28 protein-coding genes and 1 tRNA gene are annotated in these 19,304 nt (G+C 63.7%); 17 read left to right on the top strand and 12 right to left on the bottom strand.

All coding sequences use genetic code 11. The features are described from left to right. Positions 1 to 25 precede the first annotated feature (25 nt). Positions 26 to 238 (bottom strand): hypothetical protein, encoded by a 213-nt coding sequence (locus LB526_RS11165; RefSeq protein WP_224627651.1) that lies wholly within the window; start codon positions 236 to 238, stop codon positions 26 to 28. Between the two features lie 170 nt (positions 239 to 408). On the opposite strand from LB526_RS11165, the gene LB526_RS11170 reads away from it, so the two are divergent. The 7 genes from LB526_RS11170 to LB526_RS11200 all read left to right on the top strand — a co-directional run bounded on the left by LB526_RS11170 (position 409) and on the right by LB526_RS11200 (position 6,648). Further along, positions 409 to 1,896, top strand: a complete 1,488-nt coding sequence (locus tag LB526_RS11170; RefSeq protein ID WP_224627652.1) for a winged helix-turn-helix domain-containing tetratricopeptide repeat protein — start codon at positions 409 to 411, stop codon at positions 1,894 to 1,896. 195 nt (positions 1,897 to 2,091) lie between these two features. After that, the gene (gene dapB / locus LB526_RS11175) at positions 2,092 to 2,868 is read left to right on the top strand and encodes a 4-hydroxy-tetrahydrodipicolinate reductase (RefSeq protein ID WP_224627653.1); all 777 of its coding nucleotides are present in this window, start codon (positions 2,092 to 2,094) and stop codon (positions 2,866 to 2,868) included. 218 nt (positions 2,869 to 3,086) lie between these two features. Beyond that, positions 3,087 to 4,046, top strand: coding sequence for an ABC transporter substrate-binding protein (locus LB526_RS11180; RefSeq protein WP_224627781.1), 960 nt, complete (start codon positions 3,087 to 3,089; stop codon positions 4,044 to 4,046). A gap of 159 nt (positions 4,047 to 4,205) precedes the next feature. Continuing rightward, positions 4,206 to 5,060, top strand: coding sequence for an ABC transporter ATP-binding protein (locus tag LB526_RS11185; protein WP_224524886.1), 855 nt, complete (start codon positions 4,206 to 4,208; stop codon positions 5,058 to 5,060). A gap of 13 nt (positions 5,061 to 5,073) precedes the next feature. Next, on the top strand, positions 5,074 to 5,949 hold the full coding sequence (locus LB526_RS11190) for an ABC transporter permease (protein ID WP_095767080.1): 876 nt from the start codon (positions 5,074 to 5,076) through the stop codon (positions 5,947 to 5,949). 100 nt (positions 5,950 to 6,049) lie between these two features. Further along, positions 6,050 to 6,340, top strand: coding sequence for a type II toxin-antitoxin system ParD family antitoxin (locus LB526_RS11195; protein ID WP_140846080.1), 291 nt, complete (start codon positions 6,050 to 6,052; stop codon positions 6,338 to 6,340). Then, on the top strand, positions 6,337 to 6,648 hold the full coding sequence (locus LB526_RS11200) for a type II toxin-antitoxin system RelE/ParE family toxin (RefSeq protein ID WP_224610530.1): 312 nt from the start codon (positions 6,337 to 6,339) through the stop codon (positions 6,646 to 6,648). Before LB526_RS11195 ends, LB526_RS11200 begins: the two co-directional genes overlap by 4 nt. Before the next feature lie 8 nt (positions 6,649 to 6,656). On the opposite strand, the gene LB526_RS11205 is transcribed toward LB526_RS11200, so the two are convergent. Both LB526_RS11205 and LB526_RS11210 read right to left on the bottom strand, forming a co-directional pair. Beyond that, positions 6,657 to 8,024 (bottom strand): sensor histidine kinase, encoded by a 1,368-nt coding sequence (locus LB526_RS11205; protein WP_224627654.1) that lies wholly within the window; start codon positions 8,022 to 8,024, stop codon positions 6,657 to 6,659. Beyond that, complete coding sequence (locus LB526_RS11210) at positions 8,021 to 8,698, bottom strand: response regulator (protein ID WP_140635760.1); 678 nt, start codon at positions 8,696 to 8,698, stop codon at positions 8,021 to 8,023. The genes LB526_RS11205 and LB526_RS11210 overlap by 4 nt, the downstream gene beginning before the upstream one ends. A gap of 482 nt (positions 8,699 to 9,180) precedes the next feature. On the opposite strand from LB526_RS11210, the gene LB526_RS11215 reads away from it, so the two are divergent. The 5 genes from LB526_RS11215 (at position 9,181) to LB526_RS11235 (ending at position 10,995) form a co-directional block, all read left to right on the top strand. Further along, positions 9,181 to 9,420 (top strand): DUF680 domain-containing protein, encoded by a 240-nt coding sequence (locus LB526_RS11215; RefSeq protein ID WP_095767085.1) that lies wholly within the window; start codon positions 9,181 to 9,183, stop codon positions 9,418 to 9,420. 56 nt (positions 9,421 to 9,476) lie between these two features. Then, a complete protein-coding gene (locus LB526_RS11220; protein WP_224627655.1) occupies positions 9,477 to 9,683 on the top strand; it encodes a DUF680 domain-containing protein in 207 nt (68 codons plus the stop codon). A gap of 54 nt (positions 9,684 to 9,737) precedes the next feature. Next, positions 9,738 to 9,944 (top strand): DUF680 domain-containing protein, encoded by a 207-nt coding sequence (locus LB526_RS11225; protein ID WP_224627657.1) that lies wholly within the window; start codon positions 9,738 to 9,740, stop codon positions 9,942 to 9,944. A 324-nt stretch (positions 9,945 to 10,268) separates the two neighbouring features. Further along, positions 10,269 to 10,475, top strand: coding sequence for a DUF680 domain-containing protein (locus LB526_RS11230; protein ID WP_224627659.1), 207 nt, complete (start codon positions 10,269 to 10,271; stop codon positions 10,473 to 10,475). Positions 10,476 to 10,746: 271 nt separating this feature from the next. Then, positions 10,747 to 10,995, top strand: coding sequence for a DUF680 domain-containing protein (locus LB526_RS11235; RefSeq protein WP_140846085.1), 249 nt, complete (start codon positions 10,747 to 10,749; stop codon positions 10,993 to 10,995). Positions 10,996 to 11,064: 69 nt separating this feature from the next. On the opposite strand, the gene LB526_RS11240 is transcribed toward LB526_RS11235, so the two are convergent. The 6 genes from LB526_RS11240 to purM are packed head-to-tail and all read right to left on the bottom strand — an operon-like array spanning position 11,065 to position 14,319. Beyond that, a complete protein-coding gene (locus LB526_RS11240; RefSeq protein WP_224627661.1) occupies positions 11,065 to 11,580 on the bottom strand; it encodes a SixA phosphatase family protein in 516 nt (171 codons plus the stop codon). A 3-nt stretch (positions 11,581 to 11,583) separates the two neighbouring features. After that, a complete protein-coding gene (locus LB526_RS11245; protein WP_224627663.1) occupies positions 11,584 to 11,904 on the bottom strand; it encodes a hypothetical protein in 321 nt (106 codons plus the stop codon). Between the two features lie 10 nt (positions 11,905 to 11,914). After that, entirely contained in the window at positions 11,915 to 12,205 is a 291-nt protein-coding gene (locus tag LB526_RS11250) for a type II toxin-antitoxin system RelE/ParE family toxin (protein WP_224627665.1), read from the bottom strand. A 3-nt stretch (positions 12,206 to 12,208) separates the two neighbouring features. Next, the gene (locus LB526_RS11255; protein ID WP_140540986.1) at positions 12,209 to 12,484 is read right to left on the bottom strand and encodes a type II toxin-antitoxin system ParD family antitoxin; all 276 of its coding nucleotides are present in this window, start codon (positions 12,482 to 12,484) and stop codon (positions 12,209 to 12,211) included. Between the two features lie 51 nt (positions 12,485 to 12,535). Continuing rightward, positions 12,536 to 13,243, bottom strand: coding sequence for a phosphoribosylglycinamide formyltransferase (gene purN / locus LB526_RS11260; RefSeq protein WP_224627667.1), 708 nt, complete (start codon positions 13,241 to 13,243; stop codon positions 12,536 to 12,538). Then, positions 13,240 to 14,319 carry a phosphoribosylformylglycinamidine cyclo-ligase gene (purM, locus tag LB526_RS11265; RefSeq protein ID WP_224627669.1) on the bottom strand — a complete coding sequence of 360 codons (1,080 nt, stop codon included), beginning with the start codon at positions 14,317 to 14,319 and terminating at the stop codon, positions 13,240 to 13,242. The genes purN and purM overlap by 4 nt, the downstream gene beginning before the upstream one ends. Positions 14,320 to 14,681: 362 nt before the next feature. On the opposite strand from purM, the gene LB526_RS11270 reads away from it, so the two are divergent. The 3 genes from LB526_RS11270 to hdaA are packed head-to-tail and all read left to right on the top strand — an operon-like array spanning position 14,682 to position 17,164. Further along, a complete protein-coding gene (locus tag LB526_RS11270; RefSeq protein WP_224627670.1) occupies positions 14,682 to 15,299 on the top strand; it encodes a CDP-alcohol phosphatidyltransferase family protein in 618 nt (205 codons plus the stop codon). Next, a complete protein-coding gene (locus LB526_RS11275) occupies positions 15,211 to 16,458 on the top strand; it encodes an AI-2E family transporter (RefSeq protein ID WP_411967436.1) in 1,248 nt (415 codons plus the stop codon). Before LB526_RS11270 ends, LB526_RS11275 begins: the two co-directional genes overlap by 89 nt. Before the next feature lies 1 nt (position 16,459). Continuing rightward, positions 16,460 to 17,164 (top strand): DnaA regulatory inactivator HdaA, encoded by a 705-nt coding sequence (gene hdaA / locus LB526_RS11280; protein ID WP_224627673.1) that lies wholly within the window; start codon positions 16,460 to 16,462, stop codon positions 17,162 to 17,164. 20 nt (positions 17,165 to 17,184) lie between these two features. Here hdaA and LB526_RS11285 read toward each other — a convergent pair whose 3' ends face one another. After that, positions 17,185 to 17,448: a hypothetical protein gene (locus tag LB526_RS11285; RefSeq protein ID WP_224627675.1), complete on the bottom strand. Its 264-nt coding sequence runs from the start codon at positions 17,446 to 17,448 to the stop codon at positions 17,185 to 17,187. A gap of 333 nt (positions 17,449 to 17,781) precedes the next feature. Between LB526_RS11285 and LB526_RS11290 the strand changes: the two genes are divergently transcribed. Both LB526_RS11290 and LB526_RS11295 read left to right on the top strand, forming a co-directional pair. Next, positions 17,782 to 18,039 (top strand): type II toxin-antitoxin system Phd/YefM family antitoxin, encoded by a 258-nt coding sequence (locus tag LB526_RS11290; RefSeq protein ID WP_224627676.1) that lies wholly within the window; start codon positions 17,782 to 17,784, stop codon positions 18,037 to 18,039. Continuing rightward, positions 18,036 to 18,419, top strand: a complete 384-nt coding sequence (locus LB526_RS11295) for a type II toxin-antitoxin system VapC family toxin (protein ID WP_224627677.1) — start codon at positions 18,036 to 18,038, stop codon at positions 18,417 to 18,419. The genes LB526_RS11290 and LB526_RS11295 overlap by 4 nt, the downstream gene beginning before the upstream one ends. A gap of 15 nt (positions 18,420 to 18,434) precedes the next feature. Here the strand turns inward: LB526_RS11295 and LB526_RS11300 are convergent, their stop codons facing one another. Then, positions 18,435 to 19,157, bottom strand: coding sequence for an LCP family protein (locus LB526_RS11300; protein ID WP_224627678.1), 723 nt, complete (start codon positions 19,155 to 19,157; stop codon positions 18,435 to 18,437). Positions 19,158 to 19,222: 65 nt separating this feature from the next. Next, positions 19,223 to 19,299 (bottom strand) — tRNA-Pro (locus LB526_RS11305). Positions 19,300 to 19,304 lie beyond the last annotated feature (5 nt).

Consider the following 19,304-nt stretch of genomic DNA (forward strand, 5'->3'; position numbering starts at 1 on the left):
TCGCGGTCTGCCATCGCTTGGCGGCTCACCAAGTGGGATCTCGGCCTTCGAGATCATCGTCCGGGACGACCTGCGATTGGCGCCCAAGGCTGGCGTAGGGATCCACGTAAGCCATCTTGAGTGCGTCGCCTACCAAACCGGACATGGCATTGAGCGATGCGCCGAGCCTCGGAAAGCCTCGCCGCAGCAGTTTAAGGCGTCGGACTATGATCGGGCTTGTGGTGAGGATGTCAGCCATGATGTCCTCCTGTAACGGCGACAATGGCGCTGCCTCCCACGCAGGTCCTTGGCTTGAACCTGAAGAGACCTGAACGGCTCTGAATTTGCCTGAAGCGAAGAATCCCGAACGGCCCTGAAGTTCGCCTTCAGGGTTATCTTGGACTATCCTCCCCGCGAGGGTGGTGGCCAATGGACTTGGAGTTTGGGAACTATCGTTTGAGACGAGCCGAACGGCAGTTGCTAGGCCCGAAAGGGCCGGTGGAGCTTTCGGCGCGTTCCTTCGACATCCTCGCCATGTTGCTCGACAGACCCGACGAGGTGATCGGCAAGACCGAACTTCTAGATGCGGTCTGGTCCGGCGTGGTGGTGGAGGAGAATACGCTGCAGGTCCACATTTCGGCGCTGCGAAAATTGCTGTCTGCCGAGATTATCGCAACCGTGCACGGTCGCGGCTATAAATATGCAGGCCCCAGGCCCTTCGCGGTTAAGGCGGATGTTACGCGGTCGTTCAGACCGTCCATCGCCATACTTCCTTTCGACAATATGAGCGGCGATCCGGAGCAGGATTATTTCAGCGACGGCATCACCGAGGACATCATCGCCGAGCTTGGCAAGTATAAGGAGTTTCTGGTCATCGCGCGGAACTCCTCCTTCCAGTTCCGCGGCAAGGCGCATGATCCGGCGGAGGTGGCGAGCAAGCTTGGCGTCCAATACGTCGTCGAAGGCAGCGTGCGGAAGATCGGCAACAGGGTGCGGATCGCCGTGCAGCTAACCGATGCGTCGTCGATGGCTCATATCTGGGGCGAACACTACGACCGGGAACTCGACGACATTTTCGCCATCCAGGATGAAATCACCCGGATGATCGCGGCGCGTCTGGCTCGGCAGGCCAGAACCGCGATTTCGTCGCGCGCCAGAGGCCGCCCGACCAACAACATGTCGGCCTATGAGTTTTATCTGCGGGCGCTGCAACTGGCCGCGGTCTATGACACTGTGCTCGAAGCGGAACCATTTCTGCGCCAGGCGGCAAAGCTCGATCCGCAGTTTGCTGCCGCCCACGCCATGCTCAGCTTTGTGGAGTCGATCAAGTACTATTGGGACTACAACAATCCCGGCCATTTGCATTCCGGACTGGCGATCGCAAGAACGGCGTTGGACCTTGATCCCGACGAGGCCTATGGGCATCTCGCCACCGGCTTCGCTCACTTGTACCTGCGCCAGTTCAAACAGGCTGAATTCAGCCTTGACCGGGCCGTCGCGCTCAATCCGAACGATCCATTCATTCTTAGTATCCGCGCTATTTTCCTCAATCACACGGGCAGGCCGGAGGAGGGGCTTGATGAGATAGCCGAAGCCCAGCGCCGCGACCCATACGCCGTGGGATGGTATGACGACTTCCGTGGCGTCCTTCTGACGACGGCCGGACGATATCGCGAGGCAGTCGCCTGCTACGCGAAAATAGCGACTGTAACACCGTGGTCGCTCATTCGTCTTGTCATCTGCCATTCCGAACTCGGCGAAATCAGGCAAGCGCAAGACGTCCTGGCAAAGGTAAAGGCGCATTATCGCGGACTAAGCCTCGACCAGATCATCGATACCGAAGTGGATTTCTACCAGGATGCCGCCATATGCGGGCGCTATCGCGCGATCCTCGATCATGTTGACAAGGCGCAATAGCGCCGTCGCGGCCCGTAGCCTTGCTACTTCGCCGCCTGCGCGTCCAGCGTCTTGATCTCGTCCGCGGCCGCCTTCACATTCGTGTACAGTTCGCTCTCGTCTCGCCCCGTTTGCCGTGGCCTGCAGTCGTTTGAATCAATTTGCCAAGGCGGCGTGCTAGAGGATTGTTCCGACTCAGTTTTCGACAGGATCGCCATGCCGCAGCCGCTCAGGATAGCCATCGCCGGCGCGCTCGGCCGCATGGGCCGGCAGATGGCGGAAGCCGTCGCGGCCGATCCGCGGCTGCAGCTCGTCGCGCGCTTCCATCGACCGGGCAGCATGGGCGAGGGGCTGGTCGAGCGCGATGAAGCGCTGGCGCTTGCCGATGTGGTCGTCGACTTCACCACGCCCGCAGCTTCCGCCGAACTGGCCAAGGCCTGCGCGGCGCGCGGCGGTCCGGCGCTGGTCATCGGTTCGACCGGCTTCAGCGCCTCGGAACTGGCGGCGATTGCCGACGCCGCGAAGAAAGTCGCCATCATGCGCTCCGGCAGCTACTCGCTCGGGCTCAACATGCTGACCGGCCTGGCCGAGCAGGCGGCAAGGGCGCTTGCCGCCGACGACTGCGACATCGAAATTTTTGAAGCGCATCATCGCATGAAGGTCGATGCGCCGTCGGGCACGGCGCTGATGCTGGGCGAGGCGGCCGCGCGAGGACGTGGCGTCGTGCTGGACGATGTGGCGAGACGCGCCCGCGATGGCCTCGTTGGTCCGCGCAATGCCGGTGAGATCGGCTTTGCCGTTATGCGCGGCGGCAGCATCGTCGGCGAGCACAGCGTCAGCTTCCTGAGCGACGGCGAGAGGCTCACGCTTTCGCATGCCGCCGGCGACCGCTCGATGTTCGCCCGCGGCGCCATCGCGGCTGCGCTCTGGGTCGCCGGACGGCCGCCCGGCGAATACGACATGCGCGATGTGCTGGGCTTCACTGCCTCGTGACCGGTAACCCCGCCGGACTCCATTCCGCGGCCTCTAAAACGGCTGAAAGCCAGCTGAAAGCTTGGCCATGCCATGACAGTTTTGTGGCGGTCGCCACATGAACGGCCTGGGAGCGGCCGACAGGAGGAATGCGGCGCGGCGCGCCGCCCAGTGGAGGAAGATTAGTGACCCGTTTCATCTCTAAACGCGCCCTGCGTTCAGTGGCGCTGACGCTTGCCATGATTGGCGCTGGCACATCGACGGCATCGGCTGCCGACAAGATCACCATCATCGTCGGCGGCATGGAAAAACAGATCTATCTGCCGGCCGTGCTCACCCAGCAGCTCGGCTACTTCAAGGACGAGGGGCTGGACGTGGAGTTGGTGAACTCCCGCGCGGGCGTCGAGGCCGAGAATGAGTTGCTGGCCGGCGCCGTGCAGGGCGTCGTCGGCTTCTACGACCACACCGTCGATCTGCAGTCGAAGGGCAAGTACATCCAGTCGATCGTGCAGTTCAGCCAGGCGCCGGGCGAGGTCGAGTTGGTCTCGGCCAAGCACCCGGAAATCAAGTCGCCGGCCGACTTCAAGGGCGCGACGCTCGGTGTCACCGGCCTCGGCTCCTCGACCGATTTCCTGACGCAGTATCTCGCGGTTCGCAGCGGCCTGAAGCCGGGCGACTACACGCTGCTTCCCGTCGGCGCCGGCAACACTTTCATCGCCGCCGTCAAGCAGGACCAGATCCAGGCCGGCATGACCACCGAGCCGACCATCGCTAAGCTGCTCCAGACCGGCGAGGCCAAGGTCCTGGTCGACATGCGCACGCCCGAAAAGACCAAGGCGGCGCTCGGCGGCGACTACCCGGCTGCCTCGTTCTACGTCCAGTCGAGCTGGCTCGAAGGTCACAAGGACGAGGCGCAGAAGCTCGCCAACGCCTTCGTCAAGACGATGAAGTTCATCGCCGGCCATTCGGCCGAGGAGATCGCCGACAAGATGCCGAAGGACTATTACGCCGGCAACAAGGACCTCTATGTTCAGGGCCTGGCAGGCGGCAAGGCGATGTTCACGCCGGATGGCCGCATGCCGGCCGACGGACCGCAGACCGTGCTGAAGGTTCTGTCGACCTTCTCGAAGAGCCTGCAGGGCAAGCAGATCGACCTATCGAAGACCTACACGACCGAGTTCGTCGACGCGGCGAAGTAAGCGCCGGCAGGCGAGGGCGGACGGACCCCGTCCGCCCTTGAAAAGCAAGAGCTTGCGTCGGCCGCCTGAATCAATTCGGCGGCCATGTTTCCGGATTCCGGCGAGCAGGCCCGCGGGCCCGGATCGCGCCATCCCGCACCACCACAACAGGAGTGTGCCATGCAATCGCAGACCATGGCGGCGGAGAAACTGTCTCCCGCCGCGCCGCCGGTTGACGCCGCGATAGCCATCGACGATGTGACGCTGCGCTTCGTCACGCCCGACGGCCACATGATGACGGCGATCCGCGATTTCACCATGACGGTGGCGCGCGGCGAGTTCGCCTGCGTCGTCGGCCCGACCGGCTGCGGCAAGTCGACGACGCTCAACCTCGTCACCGGCCTGTTGCGTCCGACCACCGGCAATGTCCGGGTCATGGGCAATCCGGTCACCGACATCAGCCGGGACATCGGATTCGTCTTCCAGGCCGACGCGCTGTTTCCGTGGCGCAGCGTCCTCGACAATGTCGCCGCCGGTCCGCTCTTCCGCGGCACGCCGAAGAAAGAAGCCTATGAGAAGGCGCGCGACTGGATCGGCCGGGTCGGCCTTTCGCGGTTCGAGAAGCACTATCCGCACCAGCTTTCGGGCGGCATGCGCAAGCGCGCGGCGCTTGCCCAGACCTTCATCAACCAGCCCAAGATCCTGTTGATGGACGAGCCCTTCAGCGCGCTCGACATGCAAACCCGCACGGCAATGCAGGACGAATTGCTGGACCTCTGGTCGGGGCTGAAATCATCCGTCGTTTTCGTCACGCATGATCTTGAGGAAGCGGTGGCGTTGGCCGACAAGGTCTATGTGCTCACCGCAGGCCCGGGCACGGTGAAGAGCGTCTACCGCATCGACCTGCCGCGCCCGCGCGTCATGTCCGACATTCGTTACGACCCGAAATTCATCGAGATTGCCAAAGTGATCTGGAACGATCTGCGCGAGGAAGTGCAGCTCGGCCAAAGCCGTGGCTTGCAGGCGAGCCATTGAAAGGAGACTTGCCATGACCGCCATCTCTCCAACCGATCAGGCCGCCGCCCGCGCCACCTCGATCGTCGCCGCGGAAGCGCAGGCGAGGGCACGGTTGCGCAAACGCCATGCTCTGGTCATCGGCCTGCGCCTCGCGATCCTCGTCGTCTTCCTCGGCCTTTGGGAACTCTGCGCCGACTACAATATCATCGACCCGTTCTTCTTCTCCAGCCCGTCGGGCATCTGGGAACAGATCTGGTCCTGGATCACCGAGGGCACCTCGCAGGGGCCGCTCTGGCTGCAGATCTATGTGACGCTGGAGGAAACCTTCCTCGGCTTCGCTATCGGCGCCGTCGGCGGCATCGTGGCGGGCATCATCCTTGGTCGCAACAAGCTGCTGGCCGATGTGTTCTCGATCTACATCAAGATCGCGAACTCCGTGCCGCGCGTGGTGCTCGGCTCGGTGTTCATCATCGCGCTCGGGTTGGGCATGGCTTCCAAAGTGGCGCTGGCCGTCGTCATGGTGTTCTTCGTCGTCTTCGCCAACGCCTTCCAGGGCGTGCGCGAGGCTGACAGGGCGATGATTGCCAACGCCCAGATCCTCGGCGCCTCGCCGTTCCAGATCACCCGCTCGGTCATCATCCCTTCGGCGATGAGCTGGATCCTCGCCAGTCTGCATGTCAGCTTCGGCTTCGCCCTTGTCGGCGCCGTCGTCGGCGAGTTCCTCGGCGCCAAGCAGGGCATGGGCCTTTTGATCTCCACCGCGCAGGGCGCCTTCAACGCCAATGGCGTCTTCGCCGCCATGATCATCCTGGCGGTGATGGCGCTGGTGGTGGAGTTCATCATCACCCGCTTCGAGAACTATGTGGTGAAGTGGCGCCCGGCGCCGTTCAACGAGCAGGGGACCTGAGCAATCGCCGCACATCATCATGTCTGGTGTGCGGCTTCACCTAGTGTATGACAAAGTCACGCGCCTTGTGCTATACTGAGGGGTATCGAGGAGACGAGCCATGCGAAACTCCCAGCCCCTGACGATCACACTGCCGCTCGAGATGGCGCAGATGGTGAAAAATAAAGTTGCCTCAGGCGAATACGCCACCGAGAGCGAAGTCATCCGTGATGGCCTGCGTACGTTGGCTGCCCGTGACGCGGCGATTGAACGCTGGCTGCGCGAGGCAGTCGTGCCGACGATGCAGGATGCGCGCGCCCATCCTGAGAAGCTTTTGACGGCCGAACAGCTGCGCCGCAATCTCTCTGAGCACATCAACGCGATCGCCGCCAAACCGCGCTCCGGTGCATGAAATATCAGGTCAGGTTCCATGCTGCCGCCGAGCGGGACATTGCCGAGTTGCTGAGCGAGCTCGCGCCAAAGGCTGGCGTGGCAACCGCTTTGCGTTTCGTCGGGCGCATTGTCGACTATTGTCTCGACTTTGAAACTTTTCCGGAGCGGGGCACGCGTCATGACGAAATCGCACCGGGTTTGCGCACGGTAGGATGGCGCCGACGCGCAACGATCGCGTTCGAAATCGTGGATGACAAAGTGGTCATCCTCCGGATTCTTTATTCGGGTCGTACGCTCGAATTGCCGGACGAAGAGTCCGAACATTGAGGTAGGCCTTAGGCCAGCGGCAGCCGGACCTCGACTTTGAGCCCGCCCGCGGCGGCGTCGCCCAGAGTGACGCTGCCGCCGGCATTCTCGACCACCTCGCGCACGATCGCCAGGCCGAGCCCGCTGCCTTCCTCTGCCGAGCCGGCGAGGCGGTAGAAACGTTCGAAGACATGCTCCCGTTCCTCGGCCGGAATGCCGGGGCCGGTATCGGCCACCGTCAGCACGCCCTCGCGATCGACCATCGCCAGCCTGACAGTCACCGCGCCGCCAGCCGGCGTGTAGCGCAGCGCGTTGTCGACCAGGTTGACGATCATCTCGCGCAGCATCGTGCCGTCGCCGATCACCGCCACCGGTCCGTTCTCCTCGAGGCCGAGGTCGATGTCGCGCTTGATCGCCACCGGCGCCTGCGATTCCAGCACATGGCGGGCGGCTTCGGTGAGGTCGATGCGGTCGGCGCGTGGCCGCCGGCTGCCGGGCTCGGCGCGCGAGAGCGTGAGCAATTGTTCAGCGAGCCGCGCCAGCCTGCCGGAACTCGCTTGCAACGCGACCAGCGCCTCCTGGCGCCGATCGGACATGGTTTCCCGCAAGGCATAGCTTGCCTGCGTCGACAACAGTGCCAGCGGCGTGCGCAACTGGTGCGCGGCATTGGCGATGAAGCGTCGCTGCGCCGCCATTTGCGCCCGCACGCGCTCCATATAGGCATTGAGCGCCTCGATCAGCGGCCGGATCTCGCTCTGCGCGCCCGGGACCTCGACCGGATCGAGATCGCTGCGGCTTCGCGAGCGCACGGCATCGCGCAGCCGGATCAGCGGCGCCAGGCCGCGGCGCAGGCCAAGCAGCACGAACACGCCGGCAATGGCCACCAAGGCAAGCTGCTGGGCGAAGGCGCTGAGCCACAGGCGCTTGACCATGGCGTCATGTCCGGCGAGCGTGACGCCGACCGTGACCTTGATCGGCGAATCGTTGCCGGCGCCGATCACGGCATGGCTGAGCGTTGCCAGGCGCAGCGGGTGATCGCGGTAGGCAGCCTCGACGCTGCCGCGATCCGGCGCCTCGGGCAGGTCCGGATAGCCGCTCAGCAGCCGCCCGCCGGCGGTCTCGACGCGATAATAGACGCTGTCGCGGTCGCCGGTGTCGAACATCTCGATCGCCGCCGGCGGCACGGTGGCGTCGAGCGCGCCGTCGGCCATCGCCACCTGCTCGGCGATGGCGCGTGCCGAGCCGACCAGCATGCGATCGGTGACGAGGTCCGCCGTCGCCAGCGCGTTGCGCTGGCTGGTCCACAGATTGATAGCGGCGAGCCCAGCCAGCGGCAGCACCACCCAGGCCAGCAACTGCAGGCGAAGGCTGCCGAACCGGAGCCTGTCGATTTTCATGGCGCCGGATCGTCGTGGCGCAACAGATAGCCCAGGCCGCGCAAGGTGGCGATCTGGACGCGCGATCCCTCGAGCTTCTTGCGCAGCCTGTGCACATAGATCTCGATGGCGCTGGGGTCGGCGTCGGTGTCGAAGTCGTAGATCGCGGTCGAGAGCGCCGCCTTGCTCACCGTGCGACCGGCCTTGACGACGAGCTGTTCCAACACCGCGTGCTCGCGCGGCGTCAGCGACAGCGTTGCGCCGGCAAGCGAGAACAGCCTGGTGTTGGTGTCGAAGGTGAGATCGCCGCAGGAAACGACCGGCGCGGTGCGGTCGTTGGCACGGCGCAGCTGCACGCGGATGCGCGCTTCCAGCTCCTCGATCTGAAATGGTTTCGCCAGATAATCGTCGGCACCTTCGTTGAGGCCCTTGACCCGGCCGTCGAGGCTGGCATTGGCGGTAAGCACGATAACCGGCACCGGGTTGCCGCGTGCGCGCAGCCTTTTCAGCACCTCCATGCCGCCCATGCGGGGCAGGGCAAGGTCGAGGATGATCAAAGCGTGATCCCCGGCGGCTAAAGCATGCTCGACATCCTCGCCGTCATGCACGACGTCGACGACATAGCTCGCCTGGCGCAGCGTCTTGCTCAGCCAATCGGCCAGTTCGCGATTGTCCTCGACAAGCAGTAGCCGCATCGTTCGTCGCTGTTCCTCCCAACGGCGTCGACCTTAGCCAAAGGGGCGGCAGGCGGCGTCCAAATTGGTCCCGAGGCAACCGATAGTATCGATCCGCGCGCAAGGCAAACGCGGTTTCTCGGCGACCGCCACCCCGGTCATGGTGCCTGCCGAGCCGCCTGTTCGGTCGTGCACGTGATAAAACCGAACCGTTCGGTTCAATTAATGTTGACGGTTCGTATAGCCGGGGTGAACACTGGCTCCCGTTATCCAGGTGCCGCATCGCGCGATGATCCCCGTAACCGATTGATATTAAATAACAAGAATGTGGCCGCTCAGTCGTTCACTCAATTTCAAGATCGAACCGAACGGTTCGGTTCACAACTTTTCGTGATTGGAAATGGCAACAGGGCCGACCCATTTCGGGGTGGTCCGAGCGACGCGAATTTCCATTACGGCACGCCACTAGACGGACACGACTTTTGAAATCTGGAGTATCTGAAATGAACAAGATTGCTTTTGCCGCCGCTGCTTTCCTCATTGCCACGGGCAGCGCTTTCGCTGGCAGCGACCACTACGGTTCCGACAACGTCAACCAGCCGGCCGTAACGGCCCCTGCGGGCAACGTCGACAATACCGTCACCGGTTCGATCCGCAAGCTCGACAAGTTCGAGCAGCGCGAGTTCCACATCACGCCTGATCAGAACCAGCCGCAGTCGGGCCAAGGCATCTGGGGCCGCTAACCGGCGCGCCTCCTAACCCGCTTGAACCAACAACCTTCAAATCTGGAGTAACTCAAATGACCAAGATCGCTCTTACCGCCGCCGCCCTGCTTGTTGCCACTGGCGCCGCTTTCGCTGGGTCCGACCACTATAACCCCAACGAAGCCAACCAGTCGGCCGCTTCGGTCGACACCTCGATCACCGCTTCCACGAACAACTCGGACGCGGGCGCACAGAAGCCGGTCGTCACGGGCGCTAACCATAACTTGTTCGGCAACCGCTAATTGGTTCGCGTGGCGAACCTTCGAACCAACAAACTTGAATTTGGAGTAACTCAAATGACCAAGATCGCTCTTACCGCCGCTGCCCTTCTCGTTGCCACTGGTGCCGCCTTCGCCGGCTCTGACAACTACGGTTCGGCCAATGCCAACCAGCCGGCCGCTTCGGTCGACACCTCGCTCACCGCTTCGGTCAAGAAGTCGGATGCGGATGCCCGGAAGCCGGTCGTCCAGAGTGCCAATCACGACCTGTTCGGCAACCACTAAACGGTTCTGTCCTCGACAGACCTCAAAGCGGCGGGCTTGTCCCGCCGCTTTGCTTTTATGCCTCCGGCTGGCCGGTGGGCCGGCTTTCATGGTGATTGATCAAGCATTCATCACGAAGCGGTGATGCCTGTAACGACGTCTTGGGCGTCTCCGAAGTGGGAGCAAGGGCCGATAAACGGGGCCGATGCCAGGAAATTCAAGTGAGTGGAGCGAGCGGGCGGCACCCGGGCGATGTCCGAGGCTGTCCTGTGCCGATCCACCAGGTCATCGGATCGTCAATCGCGCCCGACCAAACAGCGCAACCCGAAACCAGGAGTATTTGAAATGACCAAGATCGCTCTTACCGCCGTCGCCCTGCTTGTCGCCACGGGCGCCGCTTTCGCCAGCTCGGACAACTACGGCGCGGCCAATGCCAAACAGCCGGCTGTAACCATCGACCGGACTGTGACGACCTCGATCGCGAAGTCGGACGCGGATGTCCAACGGCCGGTGGTGCAGGGCACCGATCACAACCTGTTCGGCAACCACTGATCCGCGCCCGGAAAAAAGCAGGCGGCGGGCTTGTCCCGCCGCTCTGTTTTTCTGCAGCCGGCTAACGCCGGTTTGAGTCGCATCACAAGTATTTGTCATTGCAAGCATTTGTAATCGTTTTTTTCTGAGCGAAGTCCGATCCGACACTGCCATGGCCGCTGAAAAGCGAACGCGCCGGGAATAAACCCAGGCCGCCGCGGGTCTTTTCGGCAGCGGGGCCATCCTCCCAAGGCCATCGCCCGACGAAACCAAACGGACAAGGAAAACCGAAATGACCAGGATCGCTCTCACCACTGTCGCAATGCTTCTCGCGATGGGCTCCGCCTTCGCCGGCAGCGACCACTACGGCGCCGATGGCGTCAACCAGGCAGCCACCGTTGGCTCCGACACCAGCGTCACGGCTTCGATCCCGAAGCACAACACAGTCAAGCCGGCCCCGAAGGTCGATACCGAGATGAAGACTGGCGCGACCGGCGCTGCGGATTGGCCAGGTCCGCCATCGGACAACTGGGGCAATTGAGCTCGTCTTGAAATATTGAATGCGGCGGGCTTGCCCGCCGCCTTGCTTATGGGCCGCCAGGCTTTCGGGCTACGTCAAATCCTTCGGCCGAACAAAATGCGTCAGCCGGGCGCCACGGAAGTCGAGATCGGCCCAATCCTCGTCCAGCGTGAACCGGGCAAGAGCTGCCGTCGGAAACTTCGCTTCGATCTTCTTGAAAACGCTCTCATCCGTTCCGGGGCCGGCCAGCCGCAACACAAAATGCTGCAGGCCGGGATTGTGGCCGATCACCATCAGGCTAGCCGCCTTGGCCTGCCGCACGCGCGCCAGGATCGCACCGGCAGCCGCCTCGTAGAGTTCGTCGGCGAATTGCGCCGGCACGTTCTTCGGCAGTTCGGCCGCGACCAGCCGCCAGGTGTCGCGCGTGCGCAGCGCCGGCGACACCAGCGCCAGATCCGGCAGCCAGCCGCGTCGCGCAAGCTCCCGCCCCATCAGCGGCGCCGTCTTCAACCCGCGCGCGGCTAGCGGCCGGTCGAAATCCTCGAGCTCGGGATCGTCCCGGCTCGACTTGGCGTGGCGCAATATGAGCAGTTGTTTCAGGGGCATCGATCAGGACCAGGGAACCTCGACGTTGAAATCCTGCCCATGCCTACCACCGTATCTCGCTCCCGTCTCGGTATCGAAAGCAGCCGTCAGCACGCCAAAAACGAAGAGGCCCACGTGCCGCTCATCCCTGTCCCATTTGACGGCAATGTCGGCCTCGGTGATCGACCAGACTCCGGATCGAACGTGGATCGCGCTGATAATTGAGCCATCAGGTTCATACAGGTAGAAATAGGCCGTGTCGCTTTGCGGTCCGTCCTCTTCTTTGTACTCGAAGACGCCTGCAAGATCGCCTTTGGTGCGGACCGCGCTGTCGAAAACGTCCAAAGCCCAGTTCCTAGAGCAGCGTTGAGATATCCCGCCCATGCACGACACGCACGATATCGATCCGTTCCGCTGCGAGCCTGTAGAGAATGACATAGTTGCCGATGGTTAGCGCACGCGTGTCGGCCCCGATATCGGGTCTTCGCGGTCCGGATTCGGGGAAGGCCGCGAGCTGTAGAATGCGTTCTGCGATTGCATCGAGAAAATGATCGGCGGCGCGCGGGCTATCCTTGGCAATGGAAAGCCAGATATCGGTCAAGTCATTTTCAACCGCCGGGCTGCGGACGATCGGCAGACCTGCCACGGATTACTTCTTGGCGGCATCGATAAGACGATCCCGAGCCTTCCGTTTGATATCGTCTATATCGAAAGGAACGAATGGACCGCTTTCCAGCCCCTCGGTCCAGGCTTTGCGCAGTCGCTCCACCTCGGCTTCCCGGAGAGGTTGCCGCAAGCGCCACTCACGCAGCGCCTCGCGGATCACCTCGCTCGCCGAGCCGTACCGCCCGCTCTCGACGGCATCTTTGACCATCTCAAGCAATTCTGGTGAAAGCGCCACGCTGACTTTTTCGACCGCTGCCATGGAAACTATCTCCTCATAGGATGGTAGCAATTATTGCTACCATCCACAAGGTTACGGCGTGATCCGCGCCAGCTGCTCGAGGTCGGTCTCCTCGCGCAGCGGGTCGGGCGCCATCACCACCGAGGTGGCGTTGTCGGCGTCGTCGGCGAAATGGGCAAGCACGGTGTGGCCCTTTTCCATGCGCGCCTTGCCTTCGGCGACCAGACCCAGCGCCAGCGGATAGAGCCGGTGCTCCACCTTCAGCACGCGCGCGGCAAGCGTGTCCTCATTGTCGCCGACCATCACCGGCACGGCGGCCTGCGCGATGATCGGGCCGTCATCCATCTCGGGCGTGACGAAATGCACCGAGCAGCCATGGATGCGCACGCCCGCGCGCAATGCACGCGCATGCGTGTCCAGCCCCTTGAAGGCCGGCAGCAGGGCAGGGTGGATGTTGACCATGCGCCCCTGCCATTTGTCGACCAGGCCGCGGCCGAGGATCCGCATATAGCCGGCAAGGGCTACGATGTCGGCGCCGAAGCCGACAAGCGCGGCGTCGAGCGCGGCGTCATAGGCATCCTTGCTCGGATGGTCGGCGCGCTGGATGACCTTGGTGGCGATGCCGCGCGACTGGGCGATGCCGAGGCCGGCCGCGTTGGCGCGGTCGGAAATGACGCCGACGATTTCCGCCGGATAGTTTGGATCGGCGGCGGCCGCGATCAGCGCCGTCATGTTGGAGCCGCGTCCCGAGATCAGGACGACCGTGCGTTTCCTGCTCATAGGCCGATCGAGCCCCGATAGATGACGCCGGCGTCGCGGCGCGGGACGATGCGGCCAATCGGCGTCACCGTCTCGCCGGCTTCCTGCAGCACCGCCGCGACCTGCGCCGCCTGGCCGGAGGCGACCGCGAGGATCATGCCGATGCCGCAATTGAAGGTGCGCATCATCTCTTCCGGCGCGACGCCGCCGGTCTTGGCCAGCCACGAGAACACCGGCGGCACGTCGATCGCTTCGAGGTCGAGCTCGGCGGAAAAATCCTTGGGCAAAACGCGCGGAATGTTTTCCGGGAAACCGCCGCCGGTGATGTGGGCCAGCGCCTTGATGCCATGCGTGTTGCGGATCGCCTTGAGGATCGACTTCACATAGATGCGCGTCGGCTCGAGCAGCGCCTCGGCGAGGCTGAGCTCTTCGTTGAATGGCGCCGGATCGCTCCAGCCGAGCCCGCTCGCGGCAACGATCCGACGCACCAGCGAAAAGCCGTTGGAGTGCAGGCCGGACGAGGCAAGGCCGAGCAGCACGTCGCCTTCGACGATGTCGTCGGTCGGCAGCAGCTGGCCGCGCTCGGCGGCGCCCACGGCGAAGCCAGCAAGGTCGTAATCCTTGTCGTGATACATTCCCGGCATTTCGGCGGTCTCGCCCCCGATCAGCGCGCACCCGGCCTGGCGGCAACCTTGCGCGATGCCGCCGACGATTGAAGCGCCCTGGTCCGGGTCGAGCTTGCCGGTGGCGAAATAGTCGAGGAAGAACAGCGGCTCGGCGCCCTGCACGACGATGTCGTTGACGCACATGGCGACGAGATCGATGCCGATCGTGTCGTGCTTGCCGGCATCGATGGCGATCTTGAGCTTGGTGCCCACGCCGTCATTGGCCGCGACCAGCACCGGATCGGTGAAGCCGGCGGCCTTCAGGTCGAACAGTCCGCCGAAGCCGCCGATCTCGCCATCGGCGCCCGGCCGGCGCGTGGCGCGCACCAGTGGCTTGATCTTCTCGACCATCAAATTGCCGGCATCGATGTCGACGCCAGCCTCGGCGTAGGTGAGCCCGTTTTTGCGCTCGGCCTTGTCGCCCTTGCTCATCGTCGGCTCGTCCTCGTTTCCATTGCCGGCTCTTCGCATGAATGGTTTCGGGGAGCAAGGATGGCCGTCGTTTCCGCCGACAAAAGCGTGGAAAGTGAGCACCGACATAGGCGATTGGCGAAGGCCGAGATGGCCAATCTCCCCCCTTGCGGGAAAGATGTCCGGCAGGACAGAGGGGGGTGTGAAGGAATACCAGCGTCGATAGTGGTTCTGCCGACACGACGAAAGAAGAACTCCGATATGCCGAGGGACAGCAAGGGGACCGCAAGGGGGAGATCGGCAGGTTCAGCGCCGCTCCTCCCTTGCCCAATTTACTTATCTCCATCATCTATTCTCCAATAAAAATCGCAACGGGACATCACGTGACCCTTCCCAACATGATCACGATCATGCGGCTGCTGCTCGTGCCCGCAGTGGTGCTCGCCATGCTGCAGGCGCATTGGGACTGGGCCTTTGCCGGATTCCTCGTTGCCGGCATCTCCGACGGCGTCGATGGCTTCATCGCGCGTCGCTGGAACCAGTCGTCCAGCCTCGGCGCCTATCTCGATCCGATCGCGGACAAGCTTCTGCTGGTCTCGGTCTTCGTCGTCATGGGTTTCGCCGGCGAACTGCCGCTTTGGCTGGTGGTGACCGTGGTCTCGCGTGACGGGCTCATCGTCTGCGCCGTGCTCTTGTCCAGCGTGATGAGCCATCCGGTCGAGGTCAAGCCGCTCTTCGTGTCGAAGGCCAACACCGCCGCGCAGATCGTGCTGGCGGCGCTTGTGCTGGGCGAACTTGCCTTTTCCACGCACTTGGACCCGTTGCGGACCGCGCTCATATTGCTGACCGGGGTCTTGACCGTGGCTTCGGCCGCAGCCTATCTCGTGGCCTGGCTAAGGCATATGAGCGGCTATGGCGAAGGCTCCCGAACGAGCAACTCCCAAACCGGCGACATCAAGTCGGGCATCGGCAAATCGGGCGGCTCCAACACGGGCGCCTGACAGCGAAGCCGCGGTGATTGAGGCCGACGACAGCTCGGGCGGGCTTCGCCGCCAGGTCTTCTTCTGGCTGGCGACGGCGGTCCTGCTGGCGCTGTTCCTCTACATTTTCTCGGGCATCCTCCTGCCTTTCGTCGCCGGCATGGTGCTCGCCTATTTCCTCGACCCGGTCGCCGACTGGCTGCAGCGGCTCGGCCTCTCGCGCCTGATGGCGACCGTGGTGATCCTGATTGCCTTCATCGTCGTGGTGGTGCTGGCCTTGGTCATCCTGGTGCCGGTGCTGGCCACCCAGATGGCCGATTTCGCCCGCAAGCTGCCGGAATATCTCACCCGCCTGCAATCGCTGATCACCAGTTTCGACCCGAAATGGCTGGAGCAGCGTTTCGGCGTCAACGCCGCCGGCCTGCGCGACGGGCTGAATTCGCTGCTCACCTCCGGCTTCAGCCTGCTCACCACCGTCTTCACCTCGATCTGGAGCTCCGGCGTGGCGCTGGTCTCGGTGGTGAGCCTGTTCGTCGTCACCCCGGTCGTCGCCTTCTACATGCTGCTCGACTGGGACCGCATGGTGGCCGAGGTCGACGGCTGGGTGCCGCGCGATCATGTCGAGACGGTGCGTGCGCTTGCCCGCGACATCAACACCGCCACTGCCGGCTTCGTGCGCGGGCAGGGCACGCTTTGCCTGGTGCTCGGCGCCATGTATGCCACGGGCCTGACGCTGACCGGCCTGAACTTCGCCATCCTCATCGGCTTCTTCGCCGGGCTGATCTCCTTCATCCCCTATGTCGGCTCTTTGACCGGGCTGGTGCTCGCCGTCGGCGTCGCCTTCGTCCAGTTCTGGCCGGACTGGACCATGGTGGTCGCCGTGGCCTGCGTGTTCTTCGTCGGCCAGTTCATCGAGGGCAACATCCTGCAGCCGCGGCTGGTCGGAAAGAGCGTAGGCCTGCATCCGGTGTGGCTAATGTTCGCGCTGTTTGCCTTCGGCGCGCTGTTCGGCTTCGTCGGCCTTTTGATTGCCGTGCCGGCCTCGGCGGCGATTGCCGTGCTGGTGCGCTTCGCCATCGCCCGTTATCTGGAATCGCCGCTTTACAAGGGCAACGGCACACAGCCCGCGCCGCAATTGCCGGCCGACCGCGGCGGCGGCCATCGCTCGACGCGGGGCTGAAATGACTGCTCAGCCAGCCGACCCGCCGCGCCAGCTGCCGCTCGATCTCGGCCACGGCACCGGCTATTCGCGCGACGAGCTCATCGTCTCGGGCACCAATGCGCAAGCGGCATCGCTGATCGACCGCTGGCCGGACTGGCCGTCGCCGGTGGTCGTGCTCGCCGGGCCGCCCGGCTCGGGCAAGACGCACCTCGCCCGGATCTGGCAGGATCGGACGCATGCCGTCGCCATCGATCCCGGCCGGATCGGCGAGCACATTGCCGGGCTCGACAGCAGGCCGGCGCTCATCGACGACGTCGACAAGGCGGCGGTCGACGAGCAGGGCCTGTTCCACCTGATCAACGCCGTGCGCGGCGCGGGCTCGACGCTGCTTTTGACGGCGCGGCGTTTCCCCTCCGCCTGGCGCGTCGCGCTGCCCGATCTCATCTCGCGGCTGAAGGCGGCGTCGACGGTCGAGATCCACGAGCCCGATGACCTTTTGCTTGCCGGCGTCATCACCAAGCTCTTCGCCGACCGCCAGGTCGAGGTCGAACCGCATGTGGTGCAATATCTGGTGCGTCGCATCGAGCGCTCGCTCGCGACCGCCATGCGCGTCGTCGAACGCCTCGACCGCGCCGCACTCGAACGCAAGACGCCGATCACCCGTGCCTTGGCCGCCGAGACCGTGAGCGCCATGGACGAAGGGCAGGGCGAGTTCGATATTTAGCCACCGATAGCGCCCGGCGGTTACGCCCATAGCCCGGCCAGATGCTGGGCCAGAAGATACACGCCTGTGTGCGCCGCGATGTAACAGGCGGCGACAAGGACGAAAAACATCAGGCTGGTGGACCGCGACCGCGCGACGCCACCCGGTCTCTTGCTCGGCCGGTTGTTCCAAACCCAGAGCGCAGCGCACAGAATTGCCCAGACCACCATGACCGGAAAGGCAAAGCCGTAATAGGCTAAATAGGCCGGGCCGATCAGCGACAGCACCGCCTCGACAACAGGCATGGGAAATCCCCCTTTTGTTCAAAGCTTAGACCGGCGACAAAGTTGGAAGCGAGGGATTATTCAAACCACAGCCGGTGTGTCCGTGATCAACCCGTGGAGCCCGCGGCCTAGTTGTCCCATTTCGGAACAGTCTTTCCGGCATCGCTCTTGCAAGGCAGACAATGCCGGTTGATCCCGGTCCCGGTCGCGTTCCTGATCGGGTTGTAGGCTCGCCGGGCTCGAGGTGTTGGGGTTCTCGCCCGGCGGGTTTACCGTTCCTCCGAACTGCGGCCTTGAGCTAGACTATCAAATGGTCTATTTAATGGACCAAATCATGGTCCATATGGGGTTGTCATGCAGATATCCGTGACAGACGCCAAGGGGCAACTGACCGAACTGGTGAGGCGCGCCGAGGCTGGAGATGAGATTATCCTGACCCGCCATGGTCACGCGGCCGTGCGTCTCGTCCCGGTACGGTCCGCGCCGGACCGGAAGCACCGCCGGAGCCTGCTGCAGACCGTCCGGGCCTCCGGCGCTGCGAAAGCCAGTGCCGGCCCGCCTGCGGCGCGCAGCCAGGATTTCCTCTATGGCGATGACGGCCTGCCGGAATGATCGCGGTCGATACCTCGGCCTTGATCGCCATCGTCCTCGACGAGCCGGCGGCGGACGCCTGTATCGCTGCGCTTGAAACGGAAGACGAACTTCTGATATCGGCCGGAACCGTAGCCGAGCTCCTGACTGTTGCCGCACGACGCGGCGTGGCCGAGGAAGTGCAATCCCTGCTCGACGGGCTCGGCTTCGAGATTGCGCCAGTCACGGAAGGCGCGGCTCGGCGTGTTGCCGAGGCTTACGCACGATGGGGCAAAGGCATCCACCCCGCGGCGCTCAACTTCGGCGACTGCTTCGCTTATGAGGTGGCGAAGGACCGCGCTTGCCGGCTGCTCTATGTCGGCGAGGATTTCTCCAAGACGGATGTCGAAGGCGCGATTTGAGCGACCGGAAATGGGCTAGGTCGGCTTTCCCTTGAGCCTGTCCCGTAGCCGGCGCAGTTGCCGCCGCCACCATGGTTTCGGCTTGCGCGGGACCAGGACCATCTTGCCGTCGATGACGGCGTCGTCCACCCAGTCATGCACCAGCATGCGCCAGCTGGTCGAAACGCGGGCAAGCAGGGGGAGCGGATCGCCGCCGCTGATCCGCACCAGTTCGGGATCCTTCAGCAAAAGGCGGAAATCGAAATCCTGGGCGATGAGCGCGCGCAGGAACACGATCTGGCGCCGCATGCGGTGGAAGTCGCTTCCCTGTCCGTTGACCATGCTGCGGGCGCCGATCCACTGATGAAGACGGGCGCCCCTTAGCGTTTCGGCGGGCGGGCGGAAGGAGACCTGTTGGCGCCCGTCTTCGATGCGGCTTGTCGGTGTCAGCGGATACCAGAAATCGAGCGGCGCGGGGATCGGCACTCTGACGCTGGCTCCGGCAAGCGCGGCCTCGCTTGCGCCGCGCCTGAGGCAGATTGCGCTATCGGCCGCAAATCCCAACTCCGCCAGCGCGTCGAGCAGCAAGCTTCCGCCACCGATGGCGAACGCCGCGTTGATGCGGTCGCGTATGAGGGGAGACCACAAGTCGCGCGGCACCCATGTCAGCCGCCGCCTGGCGCCATCCACGACGACGATGATGTCTGTGTTGGCGTCCCAATTGTCCCTGTCGAGGATCGCCACGACCACGGCTGCCAAATGAGAGCCCCCTCTGGCCAGATGCCGGGGCGGGACCGGCTTGGTTCTTTCCGGGAAGGAAATGATGGTCGGAGTGGCGTGATTCGAACACGCGACCCCCTGATCCCAAATCAGGTGCGCTACCAGGCTGCGCTACACTCCGACGTC

Source organism: Mesorhizobium sp. CA6 (assembly GCF_020165035.1).
Lineage (GTDB): Bacteria > Pseudomonadota > Alphaproteobacteria > Rhizobiales > Rhizobiaceae > Mesorhizobium.

What these genes read in the sequence shown, in the direction of transcription:
- LB526_RS11165 (WP_224627651.1), bottom strand. Translation starts at nt 238, where the DNA reads ATGGCTGACATCCTCACCACAAGCCCGATCATAGTCCGACGCCTTAAA.
- LB526_RS11170 (WP_224627652.1), top strand. Translation starts at nt 409, where the DNA reads ATGGACTTGGAGTTTGGGAACTATCGTTTGAGACGAGCCGAACGGCAG.
- dapB (WP_224627653.1), top strand. Translation starts at nt 2,092, where the DNA reads ATGCCGCAGCCGCTCAGGATAGCCATCGCCGGCGCGCTCGGCCGCATG.
- LB526_RS11180 (WP_224627781.1), top strand. Translation starts at nt 3,087, where the DNA reads ATGATTGGCGCTGGCACATCGACGGCATCGGCTGCCGACAAGATCACC.
- LB526_RS11185 (WP_224524886.1), top strand. Translation starts at nt 4,206, where the DNA reads ATGCAATCGCAGACCATGGCGGCGGAGAAACTGTCTCCCGCCGCGCCG.
- LB526_RS11190 (WP_095767080.1), top strand. Translation starts at nt 5,074, where the DNA reads ATGACCGCCATCTCTCCAACCGATCAGGCCGCCGCCCGCGCCACCTCG.
- LB526_RS11195 (WP_140846080.1), top strand. Translation starts at nt 6,050, where the DNA reads ATGCGAAACTCCCAGCCCCTGACGATCACACTGCCGCTCGAGATGGCG.
- LB526_RS11200 (WP_224610530.1), top strand. Translation starts at nt 6,337, where the DNA reads ATGAAATATCAGGTCAGGTTCCATGCTGCCGCCGAGCGGGACATTGCC.
- LB526_RS11205 (WP_224627654.1), bottom strand. Translation starts at nt 8,024, where the DNA reads ATGAAAATCGACAGGCTCCGGTTCGGCAGCCTTCGCCTGCAGTTGCTG.
- LB526_RS11210 (WP_140635760.1), bottom strand. Translation starts at nt 8,698, where the DNA reads ATGCGGCTACTGCTTGTCGAGGACAATCGCGAACTGGCCGATTGGCTG.
- LB526_RS11215 (WP_095767085.1), top strand. Translation starts at nt 9,181, where the DNA reads ATGAACAAGATTGCTTTTGCCGCCGCTGCTTTCCTCATTGCCACGGGC.
- LB526_RS11220 (WP_224627655.1), top strand. Translation starts at nt 9,477, where the DNA reads ATGACCAAGATCGCTCTTACCGCCGCCGCCCTGCTTGTTGCCACTGGC.
- LB526_RS11225 (WP_224627657.1), top strand. Translation starts at nt 9,738, where the DNA reads ATGACCAAGATCGCTCTTACCGCCGCTGCCCTTCTCGTTGCCACTGGT.
- LB526_RS11230 (WP_224627659.1), top strand. Translation starts at nt 10,269, where the DNA reads ATGACCAAGATCGCTCTTACCGCCGTCGCCCTGCTTGTCGCCACGGGC.
- LB526_RS11235 (WP_140846085.1), top strand. Translation starts at nt 10,747, where the DNA reads ATGACCAGGATCGCTCTCACCACTGTCGCAATGCTTCTCGCGATGGGC.
- LB526_RS11240 (WP_224627661.1), bottom strand. Translation starts at nt 11,580, where the DNA reads ATGCCCCTGAAACAACTGCTCATATTGCGCCACGCCAAGTCGAGCCGG.
- LB526_RS11255 (WP_140540986.1), bottom strand. Translation starts at nt 12,484, where the DNA reads ATGGCAGCGGTCGAAAAAGTCAGCGTGGCGCTTTCACCAGAATTGCTT.
- purN (WP_224627667.1), bottom strand. Translation starts at nt 13,243, where the DNA reads ATGAGCAGGAAACGCACGGTCGTCCTGATCTCGGGACGCGGCTCCAAC.
- purM (WP_224627669.1), bottom strand. Translation starts at nt 14,319, where the DNA reads ATGAGCAAGGGCGACAAGGCCGAGCGCAAAAACGGGCTCACCTACGCC.
- LB526_RS11275 (WP_411967436.1), top strand. Translation starts at nt 15,211, where the DNA reads ATGGCGAAGGCTCCCGAACGAGCAACTCCCAAACCGGCGACATCAAGT.
- hdaA (WP_224627673.1), top strand. Translation starts at nt 16,460, where the DNA reads ATGACTGCTCAGCCAGCCGACCCGCCGCGCCAGCTGCCGCTCGATCTC.
- LB526_RS11285 (WP_224627675.1), bottom strand. Translation starts at nt 17,448, where the DNA reads ATGCCTGTTGTCGAGGCGGTGCTGTCGCTGATCGGCCCGGCCTATTTA.
- LB526_RS11290 (WP_224627676.1), top strand. Translation starts at nt 17,782, where the DNA reads ATGCAGATATCCGTGACAGACGCCAAGGGGCAACTGACCGAACTGGTG.
- LB526_RS11295 (WP_224627677.1), top strand. Translation starts at nt 18,036, where the DNA reads ATGATCGCGGTCGATACCTCGGCCTTGATCGCCATCGTCCTCGACGAG.